The sequence below is a fragment of the Chryseobacterium sp. Tr-659 genome (genome assembly GCF_011752975.1).
Taxonomy (GTDB): domain Bacteria; phylum Bacteroidota; class Bacteroidia; order Flavobacteriales; family Weeksellaceae; genus Chryseobacterium.
This window is the reverse complement of sequence record NZ_VWWP01000003.1, coordinates 1-25,488: the sequence shown is the minus strand read 5'-3', so window position 1 is coordinate 25,488 and position 25,488 is coordinate 1. Positions and strand designations below refer to the sequence as shown.

Below are 25,488 nucleotides of genomic sequence, written 5' to 3'. Positions count from 1 at the left end.
GAACCAAATCTATCACATCAAAAAATAAAAATTATGGAAAACACTGATAACCCAAACATAGAAAATCAAAGCTCTATAAACCTTAATAAAACAGAAGAGCAGTTTCAGTCAAGAATAGATATGGATGAACTCCGTACCAACTTAGAAAAAGTAAAATCCGAAATTGGAAAAGTTATTGTAGGCCAGGAAAGTATGATAGAACATCTTCTGGCTGCGTTACTTTCCAACGGACATGTCCTGATTGAGGGCGTTCCCGGAGTGGCTAAAACCATAACGGCAAAATTACTGGCGAAGACTATTGATGTAGGCTTCAGCAGAATTCAGTTTACGCCGGATCTTATGCCTTCTGATATTTTGGGAACATCTGTATTCAATGTGAAAAATTCCGAATTCGAATTTAAAAAAGGACCTGTTTTCTCTAACTTCATATTGATTGATGAGATCAACAGATCGCCTGCAAAAACTCAGGCAGCATTATTTGAAGTAATGGAAGAAAGACAGATCACAATGGATGGGACCCGTTATATAATGGAAGAACCTTTCCTTGTGGTAGCTACTCAAAACCCGATAGAACATGAAGGAACTTACAGACTTCCGGAAGCTCAGCTGGATCGTTTCTTATTCAAAATCAATGTAGGATATCCAAATCTTGAACAGGAAATAGCCATCATTAGAAACCAGCACGAAAATAAAAGAGAAGATAAGACCGCAGTAGTAAACCGCGTAATCACTGCAGAACAGTTGAAAAAATATCAGCATCTGGTAAAAGAGATTATTGTGGAAGCTCAGCTGATGGAATATATTGCGAAGATCATCATCAATACCAGAGAAAACCAGTTCTTATATCTTGGAGCTTCTCCCAGGGCTTCATTGGCGCTGCTTACGGCATCAAAAGCATTTGCTGCATTAAGAGGAAGAGACTTTGTAACTCCTGAAGATATCAAAGAAGCAAGCTACGCTGTATTAAGACACAGGGTTATCGTATCTCCGGAAAGAGAAATGGAAGGTCTTACAGCTGACGAAATTATCCGTCAGATCTTAGAAGGAATAGAGATTCCGAGATAGGTAATAAGTAATTGATTATGTAAAATTAAATCAAGAAATTATTGAAATAACAAAAATATTGAATGAGCTCTCTACAATAATAACTCCCGACATGAAGTTAATGAGCATCTACCCAATACCAATAATCTGCTGCCTGCCACCTAAACAATGAAAAATTTATACATTAATACACGTTTCTTTTTTGCACTCATCGGAGTGGGGATTCTGTATGTTCTGGCGTTTTTCTTTCCGGTTTTGATGTGGATAGCCCACATCGTATTGCTGATATGTTTTCTTGCTGCAATGGTAGATTATCTATTGCTGTTTAACGAAAAGAATACACTACAAGCCCAAAGAATACTTCCGGAAAAACTTTCCAACGGAGATGAGAATTTTGTCAAAATTGATATTAAAAACAATTATAATTTTAAGATCACGACCAGAATTATTGATGAAATTCCGTTTCAGTTCCAAAAAAGGGACTTTTTAATCGAAAAACATATTGCTCCCGGATCAAATTCCTATTTTCAATATACATTAGAGCCGAAAGAAAGAGGAGAATATCATTTTGGAAGTATGAATATCTATGCTTCCTCACCGCTAGGGTTCATATCAAGGCGGTTTAATTTTCAGAAAGACGCAATGCTGCCTTCTTATCCATCGTTTATTCATCTCAGAAAATATGAGTTGATGGCATTGCAGAGTGAATTTCTATTAGGCGGAATTAAAAAAATCCGGAAATTAGGTCACACGATGGAATTTGAACAGATCAAAGACTATGTTCCCGGGGATGATATCAGAACAATCAACTGGAAAGCTACGTCTAAAGCTAATCGTTTGATGGTTAATCAGTTTCAGGATGAAAAGTCCCAGCGTATTTTTATGCTCATTGATAAAGGAAGAACGATGAAAATGCCTTTTAACGGACTTAGCTTGCTGGATTATTCCATTAATGCCTCTATGGCGCTTTCACATATCATTCTGAGAAAAGGAGATAGGGCCGGGATGATGACCTTTTCTAAAAAAGCTGAAAATAAAATTGCAGCAGACAATAAATCAGGACAGTTGAAAAAGATCTCAGAAGCACTTTATAATATCAAGACTGATTTCTTTGAAAGTGACTTCAACCGTTTGTATCAGGATGTGAAATATTCTGTCAATCAGAGAAGCTTAATTCTGCTGTTTACGAATTTTGAAACATTAGACGGGCTTAACCGCCAGATGAAATACCTTCGGGGGATTGCAAAAAACCATTTGCTGGTTGTTGTGTTCTTCAAAAATTCCGAACTGCAGACACTCATCAATAAAAATCCGGAAAATATGCAGGAAATATATGATGAGATTGTTGCCGAAAAATTTGAATTTGAAAAAAAACTGATCATTCAGGAACTCCGTAAATACGGTATTTATACAGTATATACACTTCCGGAAAACTTGAATATAGATGTCATCAATAAATATTTGGAAATAAAAGCGAGAGGAATTTTATAATACAATTTTGTGTGATTTATTTTTGTTGTTTTAAAAATTATTTTTATTATTGTAATGTTAATCGTTTATAAATTAACATAATAAATAATTTATTAACAAACAAAAATCTAAAAACCATGAAAAAAATTATCTATGGAATGGCTATGTCAATTAGCTTTACCGCCTTCGCATTTGCGTCTAGTCCAACAAGTCCAACAAATTATGATGAAAATGTCTTCGAAGAAGTTACACCAGTAGAACTTTGTTGCCATACAGCCGATGTTTACGTAGGAAACGTAAATTATGGATCTGTAACATCTTGTGCAGGAACTTGTCAGGCAGCTCAGGATAACTGGAATAGTATTCGTCAGCAGGTTATCAAAGCTGTTGAAAAGAACGAGTCATTAGATTAATCAAAATTTTTTGGGGGGCTATACTCCCCCCCTTTTTTATTTATCTTAATTTTTCGAAATCAGACATGAAATTACTCTATATCATTTTTCTCATTACAATCAATATTTCAGCACAAACATTTGAAATAGATTATAAATATCATGAACTTTTACAACCTAAAAACCTTCCCAGAGACGAGGTTCATAAACTCATAAATATTGATAATGAGATATCTTATTATGTTGTAGATAAAGAACAAAATCATAGTAATGTTCCTGGATATACACCACCTGTTGAATCAGAAGCTTTAAGAACATTTAAAAAATTTAACCAGGATTCTATTTATACAGTTTATCCGGTAGGTCTTAAATATGCCTATGTAAAAGAAAAGATTCCTGCAATTAACTGGAAAATAGAGAAAGGGACTAAAAAGATATTAGACTATGACTGCAAAAAGGCAACCGCAGAATACAGAGGCAGAAAATATGAAGCTTATTTCACAGAGAAAATACCTACAACGGATGGGCCATGGAAATTCTCCGGACTTCCGGGTACCATACTGGAAATTTATGATACTGAAAAGAAACTTACTATTGAAGCTGTCGCTATAAAAATATCTAAGAATATAAAAAATCAGGACCAGTATTTGTCTCATTTAAAAGTAAAAAAGAAATACACTTATGAAGACTTTGCCAAATTAAGCGTTAAGAGACATTTAAAGATATTGGCCGCAATTAACTCAAGCTTACCAAATAATTCAGATGTTAGCTCAACATCTAATTTGATTAAGAATTATCCACAGGAGATAGAGATTATAGATGTTGAAAAGTACAAATAGATATTTTTTTTTATTCATTTTGCTTTTTAGCTCCTTCCTTTTTTCACAAGGAATTAATATAACAATTAAAGATGAAAAAGGTGAACCGATAAAAAATGCAAAAGCTTTTTTCTATGAAGAAGGAACTGAAAGTTATATTGAGTTTTCTTTAATTAGGAACGGAACTGTATTGTTCACTCCTAAAAGCGAATATCAGAGCCTTCGTATTAAAATTGTTTCTGAAGGCTTTCTTCCTGAAGAAAAAGTAATTGATGATTTTAAAATCTCAAAATCATATGAATTTAGTTTTCAACTCAAAAAAGATAAAGAATACGCAATTGAAGAAGTTGTCATAAGTAAAAGAAAACCAATCACGATTAAAAAAGATACTGTAACGTATAATGTTGAGAGATTTGCAGATGGTACAGAAACAAAACTCGAAGATATTCTTAAAAAGCTTCCAGGTATTGAAGTAGATGACATTAATGGGAGTATTAAGTATAAAGGAAAAAGCATAGAAACAATCACATTAGATGGTGATAATCTTTTTGATAGTAATTATACAATAGGGAGTAAGAATATTAATTTTGATATGATTGATAAAGTGGAAGCGGTTGACAATTATCAATCTAATCCTTTATTGGTTAATGCAAATAGAGGGGATAAAGTTTCCCTGAATGTAAAACTTAAAAAAAGTATACTGAATGTTTCCGGCTCTGTGAGTTATGGAAACGGCTATTTTGGAAATAGGAAAGAAGCCTATGATTTTGGAGGAAATATAATTACACTCTATAATAAACTAAAATCTTTTTCATCCATACAATACAATAATCTAGGACTATCTGGCAATAATGATTTTACGGCGAAAGATACTGATTTAAAATATAATAAAACAATTGATGATATCCGTACTACAGCATCATTACCTACTTCCAGATGGAATTTCAACAATAATTTTATAGGAAGCCTAAACTTGATTTATAAGCATAATAACAGTACAAGCTTCAAGTTTAACTATTACATTAATAATGATAAGGTTTCAATGAATGAACAGACCAAAAACTCTTATCAGACAGATAATGTTAATTTTGAAAATAATTCCTCCACCAATATAACTAAGTCTTTGCTGATGAATTATTTTAGTGGAGAGTTAAATTATTTACCCTCAAAAAAGATTAGGGTAAACTCTATTTTTGTTTTAGATCATACACAAGATTTTCGAGATGGTTTTTATCGTTTTAATGACCAGGGAAATATACGAAACCTGTCTTTTAAACAACTTTATTTTAAAAACACAACCAATATTACCAAAGTCTTTAAAAATGAAGATGTTTTAGATTTCTTTTTTAAACTGAGTTCCTTCAGAGGAAATGATAATCAGGAATTTTTGCCTAATTTAGAAGCAGGAGGTCTGCATAGTCTGCAAAATGTTGAAGCTGAAAAAAAGGTGTTAAGCAGTTATTTTAACTATCATAAAAAAATAAAGAAAATTAACATCATACAATCTTTGGGATTCAAAGGTTATGATGTGAATTTAGAATCTTTTCTTACAGAAAATACAGGATTCAATAATGAAAAAAATAATATTCTATACACGGATAGAAGTTTTTTTGCGAATACCCATTTGAAATACAATTATCAAAAGTGGATTTTTGAATCAAAATTAAATCTGGAACAGAAAACTTTCGGATACAATAACCAATCAGAAAATTGGACCAATAATAATTTTTTGTTAGGAAACGAATCTAATATTTCTTACCTATTTGGCGGAATTGATGTTCTTTCTGCTAATTTTGAATATCAGAAAAGGCCAATATTAGAAAATTACCTTTATCATAACTATATTCGTACTTCATATAATTCTGTACAGAAAAATTTAATTACCAGAGACCTCCAGACTTCAAAGTCGGTAGGACTTAAGTTTTGGCACAATGATTTTGAAAACCAATTCTTGATTAATACTTTCTTAAATTATAATAATGAAAAGGGACAGTATTTTTCAAATCTAAATATGGACAGTGATCTTATTTCTGCGGTGTACTTCTTTAGTCCTAGAGAAAATAATCAATTTACCCATTTTTTTAACTTAACTAAACTTATTTTTCCGATAAAAACAAAAGTGAAAATAAAAACCTTTTACGCAAGGTCAAGCTATTTCAATATAATTAATTCTGAAGATAGAAAAGTACAAGTTCAGAATTTTAATATTACATTAGGCCTAAACTCAGCATTCAGCTCAAAAATTAGATTTGAAAATGAAACTACTTTTGGCTTTTTGGATTATAAATCTGATGTTGAGACCAAAAACAGATCTATTCAAAATAAATTTACTTTTGTTTTAATACCGATTACTAATCTTTCGTTTATTAGTGAGTTTTATACTTATGTTCCCAATAGAAATCAGAAGTCAACCTTTAATTTTCTGGACATTACAATAAAATATCTTCCCATTAAAACAAAATATAGCTTCTCATTTTCGTTAAGAAATTTGTTAAATGAAAAATCATTTGTTAATACTTTTACGACTGATTATTCACAAATAATTCAGGCAATTCCGCTCTTACCTTTCCATTTTTCCTTTGGTGGAAGCTATCGCTTTTAAGAATTTTGATGCTTCAAAAATTCAACTTTATCAGATTATATAATTGCATTTTTATTAATAGAACATCTTCAAATAAAAACAATTGAATTTTATAACTTTGCAACAAGCAACAAGCAACAAGCAACAAGCAACAAACATTATGAAAATAACACTTAATAGAATCAACGACGACTTTTTATTTGAATGTACAAACTCCCAAGGAAACTCAATCCTTTTGGATAATACATCTCAACCCGGAGCAAAAGGAGTTTCTCCAATGGAAAGTGTATTAATGGCAGTAGCAGGATGCAGCGGAATTGATGTGGTTTCTATTCTTAAAAAGCAGCGTCAGGAAATTACAAGTTTCCAGGCAGAAGTGGAAGGAGAAAGAATTCCGGTAGATGATGCAAAACCTTTTAAGTCGATCAATGTTAAATTTCTTTTAGAAGGAGAAATTGATCCTAAGAAAGCATTAAAAGCAGCCCAGCTGTCTTTTGAAAAATATTGTTCCGTATCAAAAACTTTAGAACCGAATGTGGAAATCGGATACGAAGTGTACGTGAACGGAGAAAAAATTTAATGTCCATTTAAAGATATGAAAAAGCCGAATCAATGATTCGGCTTTTTTAGATTCGTTACCCATTACTCATCGTAGATTAAAAGGTAAGTCTTGGTTTTATCAGTTTCGCAACAGTGGCAGTCCATCCTGTCTGATGAGAAGCTCCGACACCTCTGCCATTATCACCGTGGAAATATTCAAAGAAGGTAATATAATCTCTGAAATGTTCATCATAATTGAATTTTGGATTTCCTCCATTGAAAGCGCGTTGTCCGTGCTCGTCCTTTAAAAATATGGTACAAAGTCTTCTGCTTATGTTTTGAGCAACTTCATCAAGATTCTTCTTATCACCACTTCCTGTCGGCAGTTCTACTTTCAGGCTGTTCCCGTAGTAGTAATGGAAACGCTGCAAGCTCTCCACGATCAGGAAATTAATCGGAAACCAGATGGGTCCACGCCAGTTGCTGTTTCCCCCGAACATCCGGCTGTCACTTTCTGCAGGCGTATAATATACTCTGTTTTCTTTACCATGAACGGAAAACACAAATGGGTTTTCCTCATATACTTTAGACATAGCGCGAATTCCATAAGAGCTTAAAAATTCTTTTTCATCAAGCATTCTACTCAGTACTTTTGTAAGTCTGTTTTTACGAAGAATACTCATCAGATGTTTTCTGCCTTGTCCTTCCTCATCCCAATGAGATACGAGTTTGGTGAGCTCAGGTTTGTTTTTTAAGATCCATTCCATTCTGCTTCTGAAATTGGGCATCTTTTCCAATAAGCGGTGGTCTACAATTTCAACAGCAAACATAGGAATCAGCCCTACAATACTTCTTAGTCTTAGAGAAACACTGTCTCCGTTTCCAAGCTGTAAAACATCATAGAAGAATCCGTCTTCCTCATTCCATAGTCCTTTAGTTCCTTCACCCAGATTTTCCATGGCTTCAGCAATATAAAGATAATGTTCAAAAAACTTGATGGCCATATCTTCATAAACCTGATAGTATTGGGCAAGCTCCATGGCAATTCTCATCATATTCAGTGCATACATTGCCATCCAGCTTGTTCCGTCTGCCTGTTCCAGATGTTGTCCGTCTTTCAGAACCATATTCCGGTCAAAAGCTCCGATATTATCCAGCCCAAGAAAGCCGCCGCCGAAGATATTTTTCCCGTTTTTATCCTTTCGGTTCACCCACCAGGTGAAATTGAGAAGCAGTTTCTGGAAAACTTTCTCTAAGAATAAAAGATCCGGTTTGCCATTGTTTTTTTCATCAATCTTAAAAACCCGGAAACAGGACCATGCATGTACAGGCGGGTTCACATCACTCATATTCCATTCATAGGCTGGAAGCTGCCCGTTGGGATGCATATACCATTCCTTAGTAAGAAGTAAGAGTTGACCTTTGGCAAATTCCGCATCAATGATGGAGAAAGGAACACAATGAAATGCGAGATCCCATGTAGCATACCAGGGATATTCCCATTTATCCGGCATGGAAATGATATCCTTATTGTGGAGGTGGTTCCATTCCGTATTTCTTACATATTCATTGAAATTTCTTGGAGCTTCAAAATTCGGATCTCCTTTCAGCCATTTCCCGATATTGTAATGATAGAATTGTTTATTCCAAAGAAGTCCGGCGAAAGCCTGTCTCTGAACATTTCTTTCGTCCTCATGCGTGGTGTCGTTCTGAATTTCATTATAAAATTCTTCTGCCTCATTCTTCCTGATGAGGAATATCTCATCAAAACTTTCAAAAGGTTTGTCCATTTCATCAGGACACAGCCTGAATTCAAACACTTTCGATTCTCCGGCACCAATCATTTCATCGATCAGAAAAGAAGCCTTTGTTCCTCTTTTTTCTGGATTTACAGTATCTCCCTGATGAATAATGAAATCATTGATCCCGTCTTTGAAATAGGTGTTTTCAGTTTCAGGAACTCCATAAAGCTTAACCGTGTTGGTTTCATTTTCACAGAATACACTTTGGGTATTTGTATTTCTGGAATAGAGCTTTTTGATGGAAATGCTGTCATGCCCGATATTGATACTTCCGTCATGAGAAGCGTTTAGTTCTCCCTTATATGTATTATATCCCCATTTCCAATTGTTTCTGAACCATGCGGTGGGAGCCACTACGATGGGGGCTTCATGGGAGCTGCGGTTGCAAACCGTTATCCTGGCTAAAATATCATTGTGATCAGCTTTGCAGTATTCAATAAAAATATCAAAATAGTCATCATTATCGAAGATTCCGGTATCAAAGAGTTCGTATTCCGGTTCCTTTTTGCTGCGTCTGCCATTCTCGGTAACAAGCTCATCATAAGGAAATTCATTGATAGGATATTTATAAACCATCTTCATATAACTATGAGTAGGCGTATTATCCAGATAATAAAATATTTCCTTGATATCTTCACCATGGTTGCCCTGAGGATTGCTCAACCCAAAGAAACGCTCCTTTACAATTCTATCTTTCTTGTTCCAGAACGAAAAAGCAAAACAGAACAGCTGCTTTACATCAGAAATTCCTGCAATTCCCTCTTCCCCCCAGCGGTAGGCATAACTTTCCGCATTATTGTGATTGGTGTGGTTCCAGGCATTGCCGTTGGGGCTGTAATCTTCCCGTACGTTTCCCCACTGTCGGTTGCTTACATAAGGTCCCCAGTTTTTCCATTTGGTATCTTGTAATCTTTCTTTTTCAGCGGTCATATTTCATCATTTTTCCATACGAAGTTAGTTTTTTTGAAAAGTAATTCCAATTTTTTTCATCTGAATTATTATTAATATAGCCTTGAAATACTTGTATTTAAGGGGTTTTTGAAATATTAAAATAATTTTTTTTTGAAATTAAAAGAAAAGAACTACCTTTGCACCATTCGTTCATTCAAATATTGAAAATGTTATCAAGAAAGGTTGAGGGATTAGACCCTATGAAACCTTAGCAACCCTTTGCGAAAGCAAAGAAGGTGCTACGTTCTACCAAAATTATTTTGGACAGATAACTTACTGAAGTTCTTTTCAGCCATTTCCTGTGGCATTTTCAATTGTATTAAAAATAATAGAATTGAAAACAGAACTAAACTATATTAATCTTTCGTATCAAACCTATTCCCAAAAGGAATACAATATCCCGTTAAGCTATCAGCTTTTTGGGAAAGATCTGTTTACAGCACCCATTATTCTGATCAATCACGCTCTTACCGGGAATTCAAATGTTTCCGGAAATAAAGGCTGGTGGAATCAATTGGTAGGGGAAGATCAGATTGTTGATACTAATAAATACACTGTTCTGTGCTTCAATATTCCCGGAAACGGTTACGATGACTTTTTAATTGAAGATTACGAAGATTTCACCCCTTCAGATATAGCCAATATATTCCTGAAAGGGCTTGAAGCTTTACATATCGAAAACGTATATGCCATTATCGGAGGCTCTTTAGGAGGTGGGGTTGCCTGGGAAATGCTCGCTAAGCAACCTGATCTGGCGGAAATATTCATTCCTATAGCTTGTGATTACAGAACCCACGACTGGCTGCATGCACAATGTCTGGTTCAGAAGTTTTTATTAAATGATAAAGACGAGCCATTGCAGAAAGCAAGAATCCATGCCATGCTGTGTTACAGAACACCGCAGTCTCTCAATGATAGATTTCAAAATCAATATAATCAGGAAAAACAACGCCTGGAATCAGAAGATTGGCTGGTTTATCATGGTAATGCTCTAAACGAAAGGTTTAGTTTAAAAGCATATAAGCTGATGAACCATTTACTGATGAATATCAATACCGATGAAATAGAGCTGGATAAGATCAAAGCACGAATGCACATGATCTCCGTTGATACAGATTTATTCTTTCCCGCTTCTGAAATTCGTATGTGTTTTGAAAATTTAAAAGCGAAAAAGGAGAATGTTTCTTATCACGAGATCCAATCTATACACGGGCATGATGCCTTCCTAATGGAATATCAACAATTAAATAATATCATCAAAAATATTTTATAGAAGTAATGAAAAATGCTAACGAAATAAAATTTTTAAAGAACAGATCAATCGTAAAATTTGAAGGAGAAGATTTCTTAGGAGAAATCGGGATTGACGGACGAATCTTTAAAGCGCTTACTTTAGCGCGCATCAGTGTAGGAGTAATCTCTCAGCAAGCTATAGAAAACGGAATTTCTATTCTGGTTCATGAAAATGATGCAGAAAAAGCAGTTGCTTGTCTTATTGATGAATTTGAGGAAGAAAGAAAATCAGGAAAAGTTTCTCAGATCTATAGTATCAATAATGTTTCTGTAATTGGCTTTGTAGCAGAAGATTTTAATAAAGTCTTTGCAGAATTGGCGAGAAATAATGTTTTCCCGTTGCTTTTAAATCAGGTTGCGGGAGAAAACAGAGTGAACATCGTAGTCACTTCTTCACAAGATGAAAAAACAAGAAACATCATCGAGTCCGAAATTTTCAAAAAGCCAAAAACAGTTCATCTGGCAATTATTGGCCATGGAAACGTAGGTAAAACTCTGATCGAGCAGGTTTTGGAGTCTTCAGAAGAAATTAAAAGACGTAAAAAAATAGATTTGAAAGTAGTTGCTGTTGCGAATTCAAAGAAGATTGCTTTCAACAAAAAAGGATTTGACAGCAATTGGAGTGATGAGGTTTTGGCAGCAGAACATTCGTCAAACGTCCAGGAATTGATTAATTTCTCCAACGAAAATCAATTGGAAAACCTGATTGTTGTGGATAATACAGCAAGTAAAGATTTTGTGAAAAACTATCATGCTTTGGCTGAAAATGGCTTTGACCTTGTATCATCCAATAAGATTTTTAACACACTTCCTATTGAAGAATACCGTAAACTAAGATATACGTTGAGTAAGAATAACAGACGTTATCTGTATGAAACTAATGTAGGAGCGGGACTGCCATTAATTGACACAATCAAATTATTACACCTTTCAGGAGAAAATATCACAAGAATCAAAGGAGTATTTTCAGGAACACTAAGTTATGTTTTCAACAATTTCTCTTTAAGGGATGATAAATTCTCAACAATTATCAATGAAGCATTGGAGAAAGGATATACGGAACCGGACCCAAGAGAAGATTTATCAGGAAATGATGTTGCTAGAAAATTACTGATCCTGGCCAGAGAATTAGATTTGATTAATGAATTTAATGATATCAATATTCAAAATCTGGTTCCGGAAAGTTTACTGGAAGTTTCAAAATCAGAATTCCTTTCAAGACTTGGAGAACTGGATGAAGAATACCAAAAAATCAAAGAAAATCAGGAACCTGGGCATGTATTGAGATATGTTGGAGATTTACATGGAGATTTACAGAAAGATAAGGGGGAATTGGATGTAAAACTGATTTCCGTACCTGCAACTTCCGCTTTAGGGCAGCTAAAAGGTTCAGACTCAATCTTTGAAATTTATACAGAAAGTTACGGAGAAAACCCAATCGTGATTATGGGAGCCGGAGCCGGAGCACAGGTAACAGCAAGAGGTGTTTTCGGAGATATTTTAAGAGTAAGTGAAACAAAATAAAATTAATGTAGCAATCTAATAATGTAGCAATTTACTCATATTGATTACGGTCATTTTGAGTTTGACGAAGAATCTCATTGTTATATTGTTAGGCTGCTATATCGGTAAATTAATTAAAACTATATGGAAAATTTTGAAACATCAGCTATAAGAACCCAAACTGAAAGAACCCAGTTTGACGAACATTCCACTCCATTATATCTTACCTCCAGTTTTATTTTTCAGGATGCAGAAGATATGAGGGCTAGTTTTGCAGAAGAAAAGCCTAAAAACCTGTACAGCCGTTTCTCCAATCCGAACGTAACGGAGTTCACAGAGAAAATTGCAAAAATGGAAGGTGCAGAAGCAGGCTATGCATTTGCAACAGGAATGGCAGCCATCTATTCTACATTTGCTGCATTATTGAGCGCTGGAGATCATATCGTAAGCTGTCAGTCGGTTTTCGGATCTACTCATACTCTTTTTACCAAATATTTCCCGAAATGGAATATTGAAACCACTTATTTCAAAGCAGAAGATGCAGAGAATGTAGAACAATATATCAAGCCAAATACAAAGATCTTATACCTTGAAACTCCAACTAATCCGGCAATTGAAATTCTTGATCTGGAATTTTTCGGACAGATTGCTAAAAAGCATAATCTGCTTTTTATTGTAGATAACTGTTTTGCAACGCCTTATCTTCAGCAGCCGATCAAATATGGTGCGGATGTTGTTGTACATTCTGCAACGAAATTAATTGACGGGCAAGGAAGAGTTTTAGGTGGAATAGCCGTAGGAAAAGAAGACCTGATCAGAGAAATCTATCTGTTTGCAAGAAATACCGGACCGGCATTGTCTCCTTTTAATGCATGGGTATTATCAAAAAGCCTGGAAACATTGGCGATCCGTGTTGAAAAACACTGTGAAAATGCATTGAAAGTAGCCGAGTTTTTAGAAAACCATCCGAATGTAGAGTTGGTAAAATATCCATTCCTGAAATCCCATCCAAGTTATGAAGTGGCTAAAAAGCAAATGAAACTTGGAGGAAATATTGTTGCATTTGAAATAAAAGGAGGTATAGAAGGAGGCAGAAACTTTTTAGATAAGATACAAATGTGTTCACTTTCCGCAAATCTGGGTGATACAAGAACGATCGTAACCCATCCGGCATCTACCACACACTCTAAGCTTACTGATGAAGAGAGAAATGAAGTGGGGATTACAGCAGGATTAGTGCGTTGCTCGGTAGGTTTGGAAAATGTAGAAGATGTTATTGCAGATCTTAAACAGGCTTTAGATTAATTTCAAGTTAACAGTTTATGGATAAAGGAATGAATAGAGATCATACAGAACTGGAGATTTGGATTGAAGGGAAAAAGCTGGTTAATCTGGCTTATATTCTGACTACAAAGCTTCCGAAAGAATTATTTGCTTCGGCTGGCCGGATACGAAAAACAGCAGTTTCAGTTCCGCTAAACATAGCAAAAGGGTACGAAAGGAGAACTTATAAAGATACATTACCATTTCTGCAGAGTGCCGGAGAATCTATCCATGAACTGGAAACCCAATTTCATCTGGCTTTAGGGCACGCACATGTTTCCGGGAAAGATTTTGAAATGATAAACAAAAAAATCCTCCTATGTAAAAAACTGATCAGCGGATTTATAAACTACCATAAAAAGATTGAATATGAAAAATAATATACAAGACTCTCAACGCTCTCTTAATGCTCAGCTTCAAAAGAGAATTCTTGTTTTGGACGGAGCTATGGGAACCATGCTTCAGAGATATAAATTTGAAGAAGAAGATTATCGCGGAGAACGCTTCAAAGACTGGGAACATCCTGTAAAAGGAAATAACGATCTGCTTTCTCTTACCCAGCCTCAGGCTATTGAAGAAGTTCATAAGAAATATCTGGAAGCCGGTGCCGATATCATAGAAACCAATACATTTTCCGGAACAACGATTGCGATGGCAGATTATCATATGGAAGAACTGGTATATGAACTGAACTATGAATCTGCAAAGATTGCAAGAAAAGCTTGTGACGAATACACAGCAAAAGATCCGGATAAACCGAGGTTTGTAGCAGGATCTATCGGGCCAACCAACAGAACGGCAAGCTTAAGCCCTGATGTTAATGATCCGGGATACAGAGCCATTACCTTTGAAGAATTAAGAGTAGCCTACAAACAACAGTGTGAAGCATTATTAGATGGAGGTTCGGATATTCTTTTGGTAGAAACGATTTTTGATACACTGAATGCCAAAGCAGCTTTGTTTGCGATTGATGAACTACAGGAGGAAAGAGGGATCAAAATTCCAATTATGGTTTCAGGAACAATTACAGACGCATCAGGAAGAACATTGAGCGGGCAGACAGCAGAAGCATTTCTGATCTCCGTTTCCCATCTGAATTTATTAAGCGTAGGATTCAATTGTGCTTTAGGAGCAGACCAGCTGACACCTTATCTCGAAACACTGGCTCACAATTCAGAATTCTATGTTTCCGCGTATCCGAATGCCGGGCTGCCGAATGCTTTCGGAAAATATGATGAAACTCCCGAAGATATGGCGAGACAGATTAAAGAATATGTAGAAAAAGGATTGATTAATATTATCGGAGGATGCTGCGGAACAACCCCCGAACATATAAAAGCAATTGCAGATCTGGTGAAAGAGTATTCACCTAGAAAATTGAAAGAATTTGTATGATTTGATAGATTTTTTTAATTAAAATCAAGAATGAAGGCTGGATTATTAATATTATCTTTAAATAAACCACAAATTTAATATAATGGAAAAGCCGAGTTACTTAAAGGATTCAGATGATGCCAGACTGTTTAACGAATTGAGGAAAAAGGTGAACCAACGGATAGAAGCAATTCCGGAAAACAGAGATATCTATATTCAGATAAAGGCCGTTTTACTGCCCTTGATCTATATAGGATTATATTTTTTTGCAGTTTTGAATGCAGAACAGCAATGGGTTTATATACTGAGCTTTATTCTAATGGGAATTTCCCTGGTTTTAATTTATTTGAATCTGATCCATGAAGCAGCACACAATAACATTTATAAAAGTAAAAGGCTGAATTGGATGGTGCTGCACATTTTTGATTTTATAGGAGCTAATTCTTATATCTGGAAAAAAAGACATATTGCAAGCCACCATGCTTATCCGAATGTAGATGGATGGGATACGGATATTGAACAGAGTGGTTTACTGTTAATTGTTCCATGGATCAAAGCAAAAGGAATTCAGAAGTATCAGCATAGGTTTTTCTTTTTAGTATATCCATTGTATTTATTCAACTGGATGTTTATAAGAGACTTTAGAGACTTCTTTGATAAAGAAAGAGTGATTTTAAAAACGCAGGGAAGAATACCTGTGGTAGAAAAAGTAAAAATGTTGGGCTATAAGCTGTTCTATTTCTTTTATCAGATTGTAGTTCCTGTTTTGTTCTTTAAAGTATCAATAGGGTTGGCTTTAGGGGCGTGGTTTTTACAGGTGATTGCGGCAAGTATTTTTGCATTGTTTGTATTACTGCCTTTACATCCGCTGCCGGACAATGCCTTTCCGAAATTAGATAAAGATAACGGGCTTCCGTTCAGCTGGCTTCGCCACCAGTTGGAAGTGACCAATGATTTAAGAGAAAATAACTGGCTTGTAAGGAATGTGTTGGGAAATTTTAATTTTCATGTAGCCCATCATTTATTTCCGAATTACAGTTATATGTATTATAACGAGATCACAGAAGAGATCGAAGATTTTGCCAGGGAACATAACCTGGCCTATAAAAGATTTCCACTGATCACGGCTCTGAGGAAACACAGAGATTTATTGAGGCAGAATGCAAATAATGCCTACTATATTTTAGAAGAATAAAATGAAATATTTAAGATTATCAGGCCTTGAGCCTCTTATCATAACACCGGAAAGTAATTTCATCAATGTTGGTGAAAGGACTAACGTTGCCGGTTCCAAAAAATTTTTAAGGCTAATTAAAGAGGAAAAGTTTTCCGAAGCATTAGATATTGCCCGCCATCAGGTAGAAGGAGGAGCACAGATTCTGGATGTAAATTTCGATGATGGATTGATTGATGGAAAAGCGTCCATGATCAAATTTCTAAACTTAATAGCATCAGAACCGGATATCGCGAGAATTCCTATTATGGTAGATTCTTCCAAATGGGAGATCCTGGAAGCCGGGCTTCAGGTGGCACAAGGGAAATGTGTAGTGAATTCGATCAGCTTAAAAGAAGGAGAAGAAGAATTCATCAAACATGCCAAAGCTATCAAAAGATACGGGGCAGCAGTTATTGTAATGGCATTTGATGAGGTAGGGCAGGCAGATAATCTTGAACGAAGAATTGAAATTTCAAAAAGATCCTATGATATCCTGGTGAATCAAATTGGTTTTCCCGCAGAAGATATTATTTTCGATTTGAATATTTTCCCGGTAGCTACGGGAATGGATGAACACAGACGAAATGCCATCGATTTTATTGAAGCAACACGCTGGGTAAGACAAAATCTACCTTATGCATCTGTAAGCGGGGGAGTGAGTAATGTTTCCTTTTCATTTCGAGGAAATGATACTGTAAGAGAAGCCATGCATTCGGTATTCCTCTATCATGCCATTCAGGCAGGAATGAACATTGGTATTGTAAATCCTGCGATGCTGGAAGTATATGATGAAATCAACAAAGAGCTTCTTGAACTTGTAGAAGATGTAATTCTTGATAAAAGAGAGGACGCAACGGAAAGACTTCTTGATTATTCCGAAAAACATAAATCAGTCAAAAAAGAAAAAACCGAAGATCTGGAATGGAGAAACAATCCGTTACAAGATAGAATCACTTATGCATTGGTGAAGGGAATTGACCGTTTTATTGAAGAAGATGTAGAAGAAGCAAGACAATTGGCTGAAAGACCACTTCACGTCATTGAAATAAATCTGATGACAGGAATGGGAGTGGTGGGAGATTTATTCGGAAGCGGAAAAATGTTCCTGCCTCAGGTGGTAAAGTCAGCAAGGGTGATGAAAAAAGCCGTTGCTTATTTACAACCTTTCATTGAAGCAGAAAAAGACGGCTCAAAACCTGCCAACGGAAAAATATTAATGGCAACAGTAAAAGGTGACGTTCATGATATTGGTAAAAATATTGTGAGTGTCGTTTTAGGCTGTAACAATTATGAAATTGTTGACCTTGGAGTAATGGTTCCCGCTGAAAAGATCATTCAGACAGCAATTGAAGAGAAAGTGGACGTTATTGGGTTAAGCGGGCTGATCACTCCAAGCCTAGACGAAATGGTGTATATCGCCTCAGAATTAGAAAGACAAAATTTAGATTTTCCTTTATTGATTGGTGGTGCAACCACTTCAAAAGCACATACTGCTGTGAAAATCGATCTAAAATATAAAAATGCAGTTGTTCACGTAAATGATGCTTCAAGAGCGGTAAACGTAGTAAGCTCATTGCTGGGCGACAGAAATAAAGAATATGTTTCAGATTTAAAGAGTGACTATTCAGATTTCAGAGAAAAGTTCCTAAGCAGACAAGTTGATAAAGATTATGTTTCTATTGAAGAAGCAAGAGAGAATCATTTTAAAATTGATTGGGAAAGCGAAGAAATTTTTACACCGAATAATTTAGGTATAAAAGTTATCGAAAATCAGGATCTGAATGAATTGGTTCCTTTCATAGACTGGTCTCCGTTTTTCAGAAGCTGGGATCTCCACGGTAAATACCCGAATATCCTGGAAGATGAGGTAGTAGGAGTACAGGCGAAAGAATTGTTCAAAGATGCACAGGTTATTCTGAAAAGAATTTTGGATGAGAAATTGCTGACGGCAAAAGCCATCTTTGGAATCTTCAAAGCAAACTCCAACGAGACAGATGATATTTTGATTTTTGATGAAAATAATAATGAGCAGGCTCGATTTTTAACTTTAAGACAGCAGGCTCAAAGATCAAAAGGAAAAGATTATCTGGCATTAAGTGATTTTATTGCCCCTCAAAGTTCAGAAAAAACAGATTATGTTGGAGCTTTCTGCGTGACAACAGGCTTCGGAACAGATGAACTTTCAAATGAATATGAAAAAGCCAATGATGATTATAATTCTATCATGGTAAAAGCATTGGCAGACCGTTTTGCAGAAGCTTATGCGGAATTTTTGCATAAAAAAGTCAGAACAGAATATTGGGGATATGCTAATCAGGAAAGTCTGAGCAATGAAGAACTGATTGCAGAAAAATATAAAGGGATTCGTCCTGCACCAGGTTATCCTGCCTGTCCGGACCATCTGGAAAAGAAAACAATCTGGGATTTATTAAAAGTAGAAGAAAATACAGGCGTTTTCCTTACTGAAAGCTTAGCTATGTTCCCTACGGCTTCTGTTTCAGGATATTATTTCGGAAGTCCGCATGCAAAATATTTCGGTTTAGGAAAAATTACAGAAGACCAGCTTAAAGATTATGCTGCAAGAAGAGGTTGTAGTATTCAGGAAGCCAGAAAATGGTTGTCACCCAATTTAGCAGATTAATAATAGACATGAAGATAACAGAACACATTAAAAATGCAAATGGAAAAACTTTATTTTCCTTAGAAGTTGTTCCGCCACAGAAAGGAATCGGTATTGAAGATTTGTACACCAACATAGATCCGCTGATGGAGTTCAAGCCGCCGTTCATTGATGTAACCACTTCCAGAGAAGAATATATCTATCTGGATAAAGGAAATGGGCTGATGGAGCGCCGCATCACAAGAATGCGACCGGGAACGCTGGGAATTTGTGCAGCCATTCAACACAAATATAATGTAGATACAGTTCCTCACTTACTTTGTGGTGGTTTTACCAAAGAAGAGACAGAATATCTTTTGGTAGACTGTATGTATCTTGGAATAGACAATGTAATGGCACTCAGAGGAGATGCTATGAAAGGACATCAGTATTTTGAACCTACTCAGGGTGGGCACGCAAGTGCAATGGATCTTGTGAATCAGATTAATAATTTAGGAAGAGGAAAGTATCTTCACAATGAAGAACAGACTTGTGATGAACTTAATAAGTTTTGCATTGGTGTAGCTGGTTATCCGGAAAAACATATGGAGGCACCTTCTATGAATTATGATCTGAAATGGCTGAAGCAAAAAGTAGATGCCGGAGCAGATTATATTGTTACCCAAATGTTCTTTGACAATAAAAAGTATATAGAATTCGTTCAGAAAGCAAGAGAAATGGGAATTACCGTTCCTATCATCCCCGGAATTAAACCCATTGCTACCAAGAAACATCTGAAAATTCTTCCACAAGTATTTAAAATCGATCTTCCGGAAGAGTTGATCAATGAAGTGGAAAATGCTAAAAATAATGAAGCTGTAAAACAGATCGGAATAGAGTGGGCCATTACCCAATGCAGAGAGCTTCTGGATTTTGGAGTTCCTGTTCTGCATTTCTACTCAATGGGAAAGAGTGATAATATTAAAAAAGTAGCCGGTGAGCTATTCTAATAAAAGTACCAAAAATGAAGGAATCCCTGTGAATTTTCACAGGGATTTATTTTTTTATCAAAAGAAGTTAGGGGTGTTACTAAGATTTTCCATTTAGAAAATTAACTAATTTCACCAAGTCCTCCTGTTTGTCTAATTTTTTGTTTGATTTAAAATAAGTCTCCAGTTCGTCTTTTCTATCTGGAAGTTCTTTAATAATATCTTTTGCTGTTTTAGTCTTTTTAACAAAGCCATTGGGAGTTTTGATATAATATACAGGATCTAAAACTTTAAATGAAGCCGGTCTGTCTGTAGCATAAGAATTTACGGCTGGAGCAGCATCAATAAATTTAGTTTTAATTTTTTTATAAAGACCGTATTTACCATCTGCTAATTCAAAAAAATACCCCGATAAATCATCTCCTGTATCTAATTTTACTAAAGTCTCTTTTGAATTGGTAAATGTGATTTTTGAGAAAGCATCATTTTTAGGAAGAACAAATGTTTTATCTCCTTTCTGAAATTCCACTTCATCTTTAAAAGAATTATATCTCGCAGGAGCGGTTTCATCTGTACCTGAAAATTTAGCAGGAGAAAATCCTTTTCCATAGTACGGTGTACCGATAATATCATCATAGGTAAGAGTTTTACCTGCGTTTGGAGAGTTTACTTTATTAAAAATAGCATTATCTTGTGGCAAACCTAATCCATTATTGGACAAGGAAAATTGAGCATGTGCTACTACTGATGATGTAAATAAAGCACAAATAATAATCTTCTTCATGTTTTGTTTTATAGTTTTTAAAATTTAGCACTCAAATTTACAAATAAAAAACCAATGGTTAATTAATTTTGTATGGATGTTTAAATAAATGTAAAATATTCACAAAATCCCTACTGTAAAGTCTGATGTTTCTCAAACTCCTTATTCTTATCAAATAAATACCGGTAAGTTGCCAGTTTTCTGGTTACAGTGGTATCAAGTGTCTCTGCAATCTTGATCATTTTCGGGTTAAAATCGCCAATCCATTGGAGCTCGGTAATGGTGAAATCCGTATGTTTTCGTAAATGTTGAGTTCCTTCCCAGATCATATATCCGTCAATTCCTTTCTTTTGCCATTCCGGTACCACCCCAAATACAAGGCCAACCATTTTTTCATTCTTTTTAAATCTTTTTAAGAAAAGAAACTTAAGCTTTTCAAAGATTCCAAATTTTCCATTTAAATATTTGAACCACTGGTTGAGGTCCGGAAGATTAATCCACATGGCAATCGGTTTCTCATTTTCATAAACAAACCAGGAGATATGTTCATTAATGATAGGTTTCATAGTATTGAACATTTTCAGAACCTTGGTTTCTTCCAGCTGTTTTCCTTCCCCGTGGGAAGCCCAAGCCTTGTTGTAAATCTCTGTAAAATCTTTTGCAAACCTGGACAGATTATTTTTTTTCATAGGTCGAGATGAAATAGCAGGATTTCTTCTGTTTTTTTCATGAGCAATAGTGAAAACTCTTGAAACTTCATCAAAAATGGATCTCGTGAAACACAACTGTTCAAAATAGATCTTAAAGCCATAGTTCTCAAAAAGAGCTTTATAATAGGGGAAATTATAATTCATTCCGAATAAGGGCTCTATAAAACCTTCAATCAGAAGTCCCCAGAATTTATCACGTTCTCCGAAATTGATAGGCCCATCCATTGCCTCCATACCTTTTTCCTGAAGCCAATTCTTACAATGATCAAAAATAAAATTTGCCGTCGACTGATCATTGATACAGTCAAAAAAACCAATCCCTCCAGTAGGTTGTTTTTGTTCATAACATCCATTGATAAAAACAGCTACTTTCCCAACCGTTTTATTATCCTTCCTAAATAGAAATCTTTTACATTCTCCATTCTTAAAGAATTTGTTTTTTGCAGGATCAAAAATTTCTTCAATATTTTTATCTAAAGGCCGGATATAATTTTTGTCGTGTTGATAAAGTTGTGCCGGGAATTCAAGGAATTCCTTTTTTTGGAGTTGGTTTTGTACTTCTTCGGCAATAATCATAAGTTTTTAATCAGAGTAGGTTCTAAAATATAATGTTTTTCATCCTGACTGAAACCTCCGTGGTTAAAAAATCCAATAATGGTGGAAATAATAGAGGTTTTGGTGATCCAAAAAATAAATAAAAAGCTTTCGGAAAAAATAGATGAACAGATATTATCCGTATTTTTGCTGCAAATTAAATAAAAATGGTTGATTTTACTGATAACGACGATGATATTTTCACAGGAAAAGAACATACGCCTATAAGGGAAGATGCTTTTGATAAATCGCCACAGGAAAAAATAGAGAAAATTACTGAACTTTTTGGCGAAATTATGGAAACTTTAGGATTGGATATGACCGATGATTCCCTGAAAGACTCTCCAAGACGTGTTGCTAAAATGTATGTAAACGAAATTTTTGGAGGGCTCCTTCCCGAAAACAAACCGGGAATTTCCACATTTTCCAATAAATATAAATACCGTCAAATGCTGGTAGAAAAAGATATCACAGTATATTCGTTCTGTGAGCATCACTTTTTACCCATTATCGGAAGAGCCCATGTTGCTTATATATCAAATGGAGAAGTAATCGGGCTTTCAAAAATTAACAGGATTGTTGATTACTATGCCAAAAGACCACAAGTACAGGAAAGATTGACAATGCAGATTGTAGATGCTTTAAAAGAGGCATTGGGAACAAAAGATGTAGCCTGTATCATTGATGCAAAACATCTTTGCGTAAATTGCAGAGGAATTAAAGATACAGCGAGCTCTACCATAACGGCGGAATTAAGTGGTATATTCAGAACCAATCCCATTACAAGACAAGAATTCTTACACTATGTAGGAAGCCATGCAAAACTGGATTAATATAACCATGAACTACCAGATCCTTAAAAATATTATTGATGCCGAGCTTCAGAGGTTCCAGAATATCACTGAAGAAGAGTGGTTACATAGAAGTTCCCCTGAAAAATGGTCTAAAAAAGAAATTATAGGACACCTTTGTGACAGTGCTTTTACAAATATCCGTAGATTTGTAGTCACTCAATATAAAGAAAACGACAATATTGTATATGATCAGAATGCTTGGGTAAAAGCTCAGAACTATCAAAATGTTCCAACGGAAGAATTAATTAGTTTGTGGAAATCCCTGAATTATCAGATTGTTCATGTCGTTGAAAATATTCCGGATGAAGCTATGCAAAGAACCTGCGATACTACCAAAACAGATCCTCAGGTTTTTACATTGGAGTTTATTATCAATGATTATGTGGATCATCTGCAGCATCATTTAAAAGCGATTTAATTATGATAAAATTTAAAAAAATAGCAGATAAAATTTTTATCACTACAATTATTTGTTGTGACAGAATTTTATTTTAACTAATTTTTGAATCTTAAAACTATTGAATCTTTTAATAAAAAATAAATGCAATTAAAAATATATAACTCGCTTACAGCGGAAAAAGAAATATTTAAACCAATTTTAGAAGGAAACGTAGGAATGTATGTCTGCGGACCTACCGTATACAGCAACGTGCACCTCGGAAATGTAAGAACATTCCTTTCTTTCGATTTTATTTACCGTACCTTAATGCACTTAGGGTATAAAGTAAGATATGTAAGAAATATTACCGATGCAGGGCATCTTACTGATGATGGAAATGTAGACAATGACAGATTTGTAAAACAAACCAGACTTGAAAAGCTGGAACCAATGGAGATTGTACAGAAGTATACCGTGGATTTCCATAAAGTTTTGGATATGTTTAATCTGCTTCCTCCAAATATCGAACCCACTGCTACCGGCCATATCGTAGAGCAGATTGAGCTTACACAAAAATTAATAGAAAGAGGATTTGCTTACGAAAGTAACGGCTCAGTTTACTTTGATGTTTTGGAATACAACAAAAGAGGACTGAATTATGGTGAGCTATCAAAACGTAATATAGAAGAACTTTTTGCCAATACCCGTGATCTTGACGGGCAGGGAGAAAAGAAAAATCCTCAGGATTTTGCGCTTTGGAAAAAAGCTTCTCCGGCTCATATTATGAGATGGAACTCTCCGTGGGGAGAAGGATTTCCCGGATGGCACCTTGAATGTACTGCAATGAGTACAAAATATTTAGGTGAAACATTCGATATCCATGGAGGAGGGATGGACCTTAAATTCCCCCATCACGAATGTGAAATTGCACAAGGAAAAGCTTGCAATGATGCCGCGCCGGTAAATTATTGGATGCATGCCAATATGTTGACGATGAACTCACAGCGTATGAGCAAGTCTACAGGAAACTATATCCTTCCGATGCAGTTGGTTACAGGAGAAAATGATTTCTTCGAAAAACCTTTCCATCCATCAATAGTACGTTTCTGCTTCCTGCAGGCACATTACAGAAGTGTCCTGGATATTTCTAATGATGCCATGATAGCGAGCGAAAAAGGCTTTATCAGATTAATGGAAGCAATCAAAGTTTTGAATTCAATTACACCAGATGACACAAAACAGTCAGGCTTTAGCTTGAAAGAGTGGAAGAATAAATGTTATGAAGCTCTAACTGATGATTTCAATTCCCCAATACTGATTGCTCACTTATTTGAAGCCGTTAAATATATATTTGCTTTAAATGATGGTAAAGAGACAATCTCTACCGCAGATCTTGAAGACCTGAAATCAACATTAAATGCCTTTATCTTTGATGTTCTGGGATTGCAGACAGTAGAAGAAAATAACAATGAAAAGCTTGATCAGACACTAAAAGTTTTGATAGAGCTTAGAAATCAGGCAAGAAAATCCAAAAACTTTGAGCTTTCAGATCAGATCAGAGACAAGCTGCTGGCAGAAGGAATCGAGTTAAAAGATGGAAGGGACGGAACATCCTATGTTCTGAACTAAAAATACAACTTCGTTTTATAGCCATTCCGTAGGGATCCCATTTAAGAAGGATTCTTACGGAATGTTTTTTTTACCCCCTACCGGATTCTGTATACATTATATAGTATAAATATATAAGTAACTTATTTTATTCAGGAGCTATTTCCTGCTATCCATTTCTACTCCTCGTGCCGTTGTTCCCGCACCAAGACCAAGAGCTATTCCTTGCGTACTGCGGGGTAACCATTTCTATCAGGGCTAGGGTAGAGGAGGTTAATAAGCCGTAAGCCATACCTCATTAATAACCATTCTTCTTATCCTGTCCCCACCCCACGCCCGCCCGAGCCCTTCCTCCAAACAGATGTTTAAAATTTTTGTTTCTGCGTTTCAGTGGATTAGGCTTAAAATGCGTTGTCATATGAAATTTAAGTTAACAAAACTTGTTTTGCGTATTAATAAGTTATTATCTTTGCCCCACTGAAAACGAGAGATTATCAGTAAGCGCAGAAGAGGCTTTTAGATAAGCAAAAACATGAGTCTACTTTAAGAAACGGACGAAAAAAAAACTTTAACTTTTTATCAAATAAAAGTTGTGAGATAAAAAAGAGTTTGTATCTTTGCAGTCCCAAATAATGGGAGCGCAGGAGTAGGAGATTGAGGGTTAAGAGAGAGCTTAAGGTTACTT

Annotated in this window: 20 protein-coding genes and 1 riboswitch; of the genes, 17 read left to right on the top strand and 3 right to left on the bottom strand. The window is 35.4% G+C overall.

The window, feature by feature from the left end; all coding sequences use genetic code 11:
• The first annotated feature begins 33 nt into the window (after window positions 1–33).
• The 6 genes from F3J23_RS07705 (at window position 34) to F3J23_RS07680 (ending at window position 6,885) form a co-directional block, all read left to right on the top strand.
• On the top strand, window positions 34–1,065 hold the full coding sequence (locus F3J23_RS07705) for an AAA family ATPase (RefSeq protein WP_167026661.1): 1,032 nt from the start codon (window positions 34–36) through the stop codon (window positions 1,063–1,065).
• A 147-nt stretch (window positions 1,066–1,212) separates the two neighbouring features.
• Entirely contained in the window at window positions 1,213–2,535 is a 1,323-nt protein-coding gene (locus F3J23_RS07700; protein ID WP_167026658.1) for a DUF58 domain-containing protein, read from the top strand.
• Between the two features lie 116 nt (window positions 2,536–2,651).
• Window positions 2,652–2,927, top strand: a complete 276-nt coding sequence (locus F3J23_RS07695; RefSeq protein ID WP_167026655.1) for a hypothetical protein — start codon at window positions 2,652–2,654, stop codon at window positions 2,925–2,927.
• A 65-nt stretch (window positions 2,928–2,992) separates the two neighbouring features.
• Window positions 2,993–3,745: a GLPGLI family protein gene (locus tag F3J23_RS07690; RefSeq protein ID WP_167026652.1), complete on the top strand. Its 753-nt coding sequence runs from the start codon at window positions 2,993–2,995 to the stop codon at window positions 3,743–3,745.
• 19 nt (window positions 3,746–3,764) lie between these two features.
• Entirely contained in the window at window positions 3,765–6,326 is a 2,562-nt protein-coding gene (locus tag F3J23_RS07685) for a TonB-dependent receptor (protein ID WP_167026649.1), read from the top strand.
• Between the two features lie 139 nt (window positions 6,327–6,465).
• On the top strand, window positions 6,466–6,885 hold the full coding sequence (locus tag F3J23_RS07680; protein ID WP_167026646.1) for an OsmC family protein: 420 nt from the start codon (window positions 6,466–6,468) through the stop codon (window positions 6,883–6,885).
• A 76-nt stretch (window positions 6,886–6,961) separates the two neighbouring features.
• Here the strand turns inward: F3J23_RS07680 and F3J23_RS07675 are convergent, their stop codons facing one another.
• Window positions 6,962–9,577 carry an MGH1-like glycoside hydrolase domain-containing protein gene (locus F3J23_RS07675; protein ID WP_167026643.1) on the bottom strand — a complete coding sequence of 872 codons (2,616 nt, stop codon included), beginning with the start codon at window positions 9,575–9,577 and terminating at the stop codon, window positions 6,962–6,964.
• A 188-nt stretch (window positions 9,578–9,765) separates the two neighbouring features.
• A riboswitch (SAM riboswitch) is annotated at window positions 9,766–9,873 on the top strand.
• Between the two features lie 59 nt (window positions 9,874–9,932).
• On the opposite strand from F3J23_RS07675, the gene F3J23_RS21815 reads away from it, so the two are divergent.
• The 8 genes from F3J23_RS21815 (at window position 9,933) to metF (ending at window position 19,916) form a co-directional block, all read left to right on the top strand.
• Entirely contained in the window at window positions 9,933–10,871 is a 939-nt protein-coding gene (locus F3J23_RS21815) for an alpha/beta fold hydrolase (RefSeq protein ID WP_167026640.1), read from the top strand.
• Window positions 10,872–10,876: 5 nt separating this feature from the next.
• Window positions 10,877–12,415 (top strand): ACT domain-containing protein, encoded by a 1,539-nt coding sequence (locus F3J23_RS21810; RefSeq protein WP_167026637.1) that lies wholly within the window; start codon window positions 10,877–10,879, stop codon window positions 12,413–12,415.
• Window positions 12,416–12,538: 123 nt separating this feature from the next.
• A complete protein-coding gene (locus F3J23_RS07660) occupies window positions 12,539–13,699 on the top strand; it encodes an O-succinylhomoserine sulfhydrylase (RefSeq protein WP_167026634.1) in 1,161 nt (386 codons plus the stop codon).
• A 17-nt stretch (window positions 13,700–13,716) separates the two neighbouring features.
• Window positions 13,717–14,097: a four helix bundle protein gene (locus F3J23_RS07655; RefSeq protein ID WP_167026631.1), complete on the top strand. Its 381-nt coding sequence runs from the start codon at window positions 13,717–13,719 to the stop codon at window positions 14,095–14,097.
• Window positions 14,087–15,112: a homocysteine S-methyltransferase family protein gene (locus F3J23_RS07650; protein ID WP_167026628.1), complete on the top strand. Its 1,026-nt coding sequence runs from the start codon at window positions 14,087–14,089 to the stop codon at window positions 15,110–15,112. The genes F3J23_RS07655 and F3J23_RS07650 overlap by 11 nt, the downstream gene beginning before the upstream one ends.
• An 82-nt stretch (window positions 15,113–15,194) precedes the next feature.
• Entirely contained in the window at window positions 15,195–16,286 is a 1,092-nt protein-coding gene (locus F3J23_RS07645) for a fatty acid desaturase family protein (RefSeq protein WP_167026625.1), read from the top strand.
• Window position 16,287: 1 nt separating this feature from the next.
• Window positions 16,288–18,948, top strand: a complete 2,661-nt coding sequence (metH, locus tag F3J23_RS07640; protein WP_167026621.1) for a methionine synthase — start codon at window positions 16,288–16,290, stop codon at window positions 18,946–18,948.
• 8 nt (window positions 18,949–18,956) lie between these two features.
• Entirely contained in the window at window positions 18,957–19,916 is a 960-nt protein-coding gene (gene metF, locus F3J23_RS07635) for a methylenetetrahydrofolate reductase [NAD(P)H] (RefSeq protein WP_167026618.1), read from the top strand.
• Window positions 19,917–19,995: 79 nt separating this feature from the next.
• On the opposite strand, the gene F3J23_RS07630 is transcribed toward metF, so the two are convergent.
• Together F3J23_RS07630 and F3J23_RS07625 are read right to left on the bottom strand one after the other, a co-directional pair.
• Window positions 19,996–20,679, bottom strand: a complete 684-nt coding sequence (locus F3J23_RS07630; protein ID WP_167026615.1) for a hypothetical protein — start codon at window positions 20,677–20,679, stop codon at window positions 19,996–19,998.
• 110 nt (window positions 20,680–20,789) lie between these two features.
• Window positions 20,790–21,944 (bottom strand): hypothetical protein, encoded by a 1,155-nt coding sequence (locus F3J23_RS07625; RefSeq protein WP_167026612.1) that lies wholly within the window; start codon window positions 21,942–21,944, stop codon window positions 20,790–20,792.
• Window positions 21,945–22,129: 185 nt separating this feature from the next.
• On the opposite strand from F3J23_RS07625, the gene folE reads away from it, so the two are divergent.
• The 3 genes from folE to cysS all read left to right on the top strand — a co-directional run bounded on the left by folE (window position 22,130) and on the right by cysS (window position 24,824).
• Entirely contained in the window at window positions 22,130–22,795 is a 666-nt protein-coding gene (folE, locus tag F3J23_RS07620) for a GTP cyclohydrolase I FolE (protein ID WP_002983392.1), read from the top strand.
• Window positions 22,796–22,802: 7 nt separating this feature from the next.
• Entirely contained in the window at window positions 22,803–23,234 is a 432-nt protein-coding gene (locus tag F3J23_RS07615; protein WP_167026609.1) for a DinB family protein, read from the top strand.
• Window positions 23,235–23,357: 123 nt separating this feature from the next.
• The gene (gene cysS, locus F3J23_RS07610) at window positions 23,358–24,824 is read left to right on the top strand and encodes a cysteine--tRNA ligase (RefSeq protein WP_167026606.1); all 1,467 of its coding nucleotides are present in this window, start codon (window positions 23,358–23,360) and stop codon (window positions 24,822–24,824) included.
• Window positions 24,825–25,488: the final 664 nt, after the last annotated feature.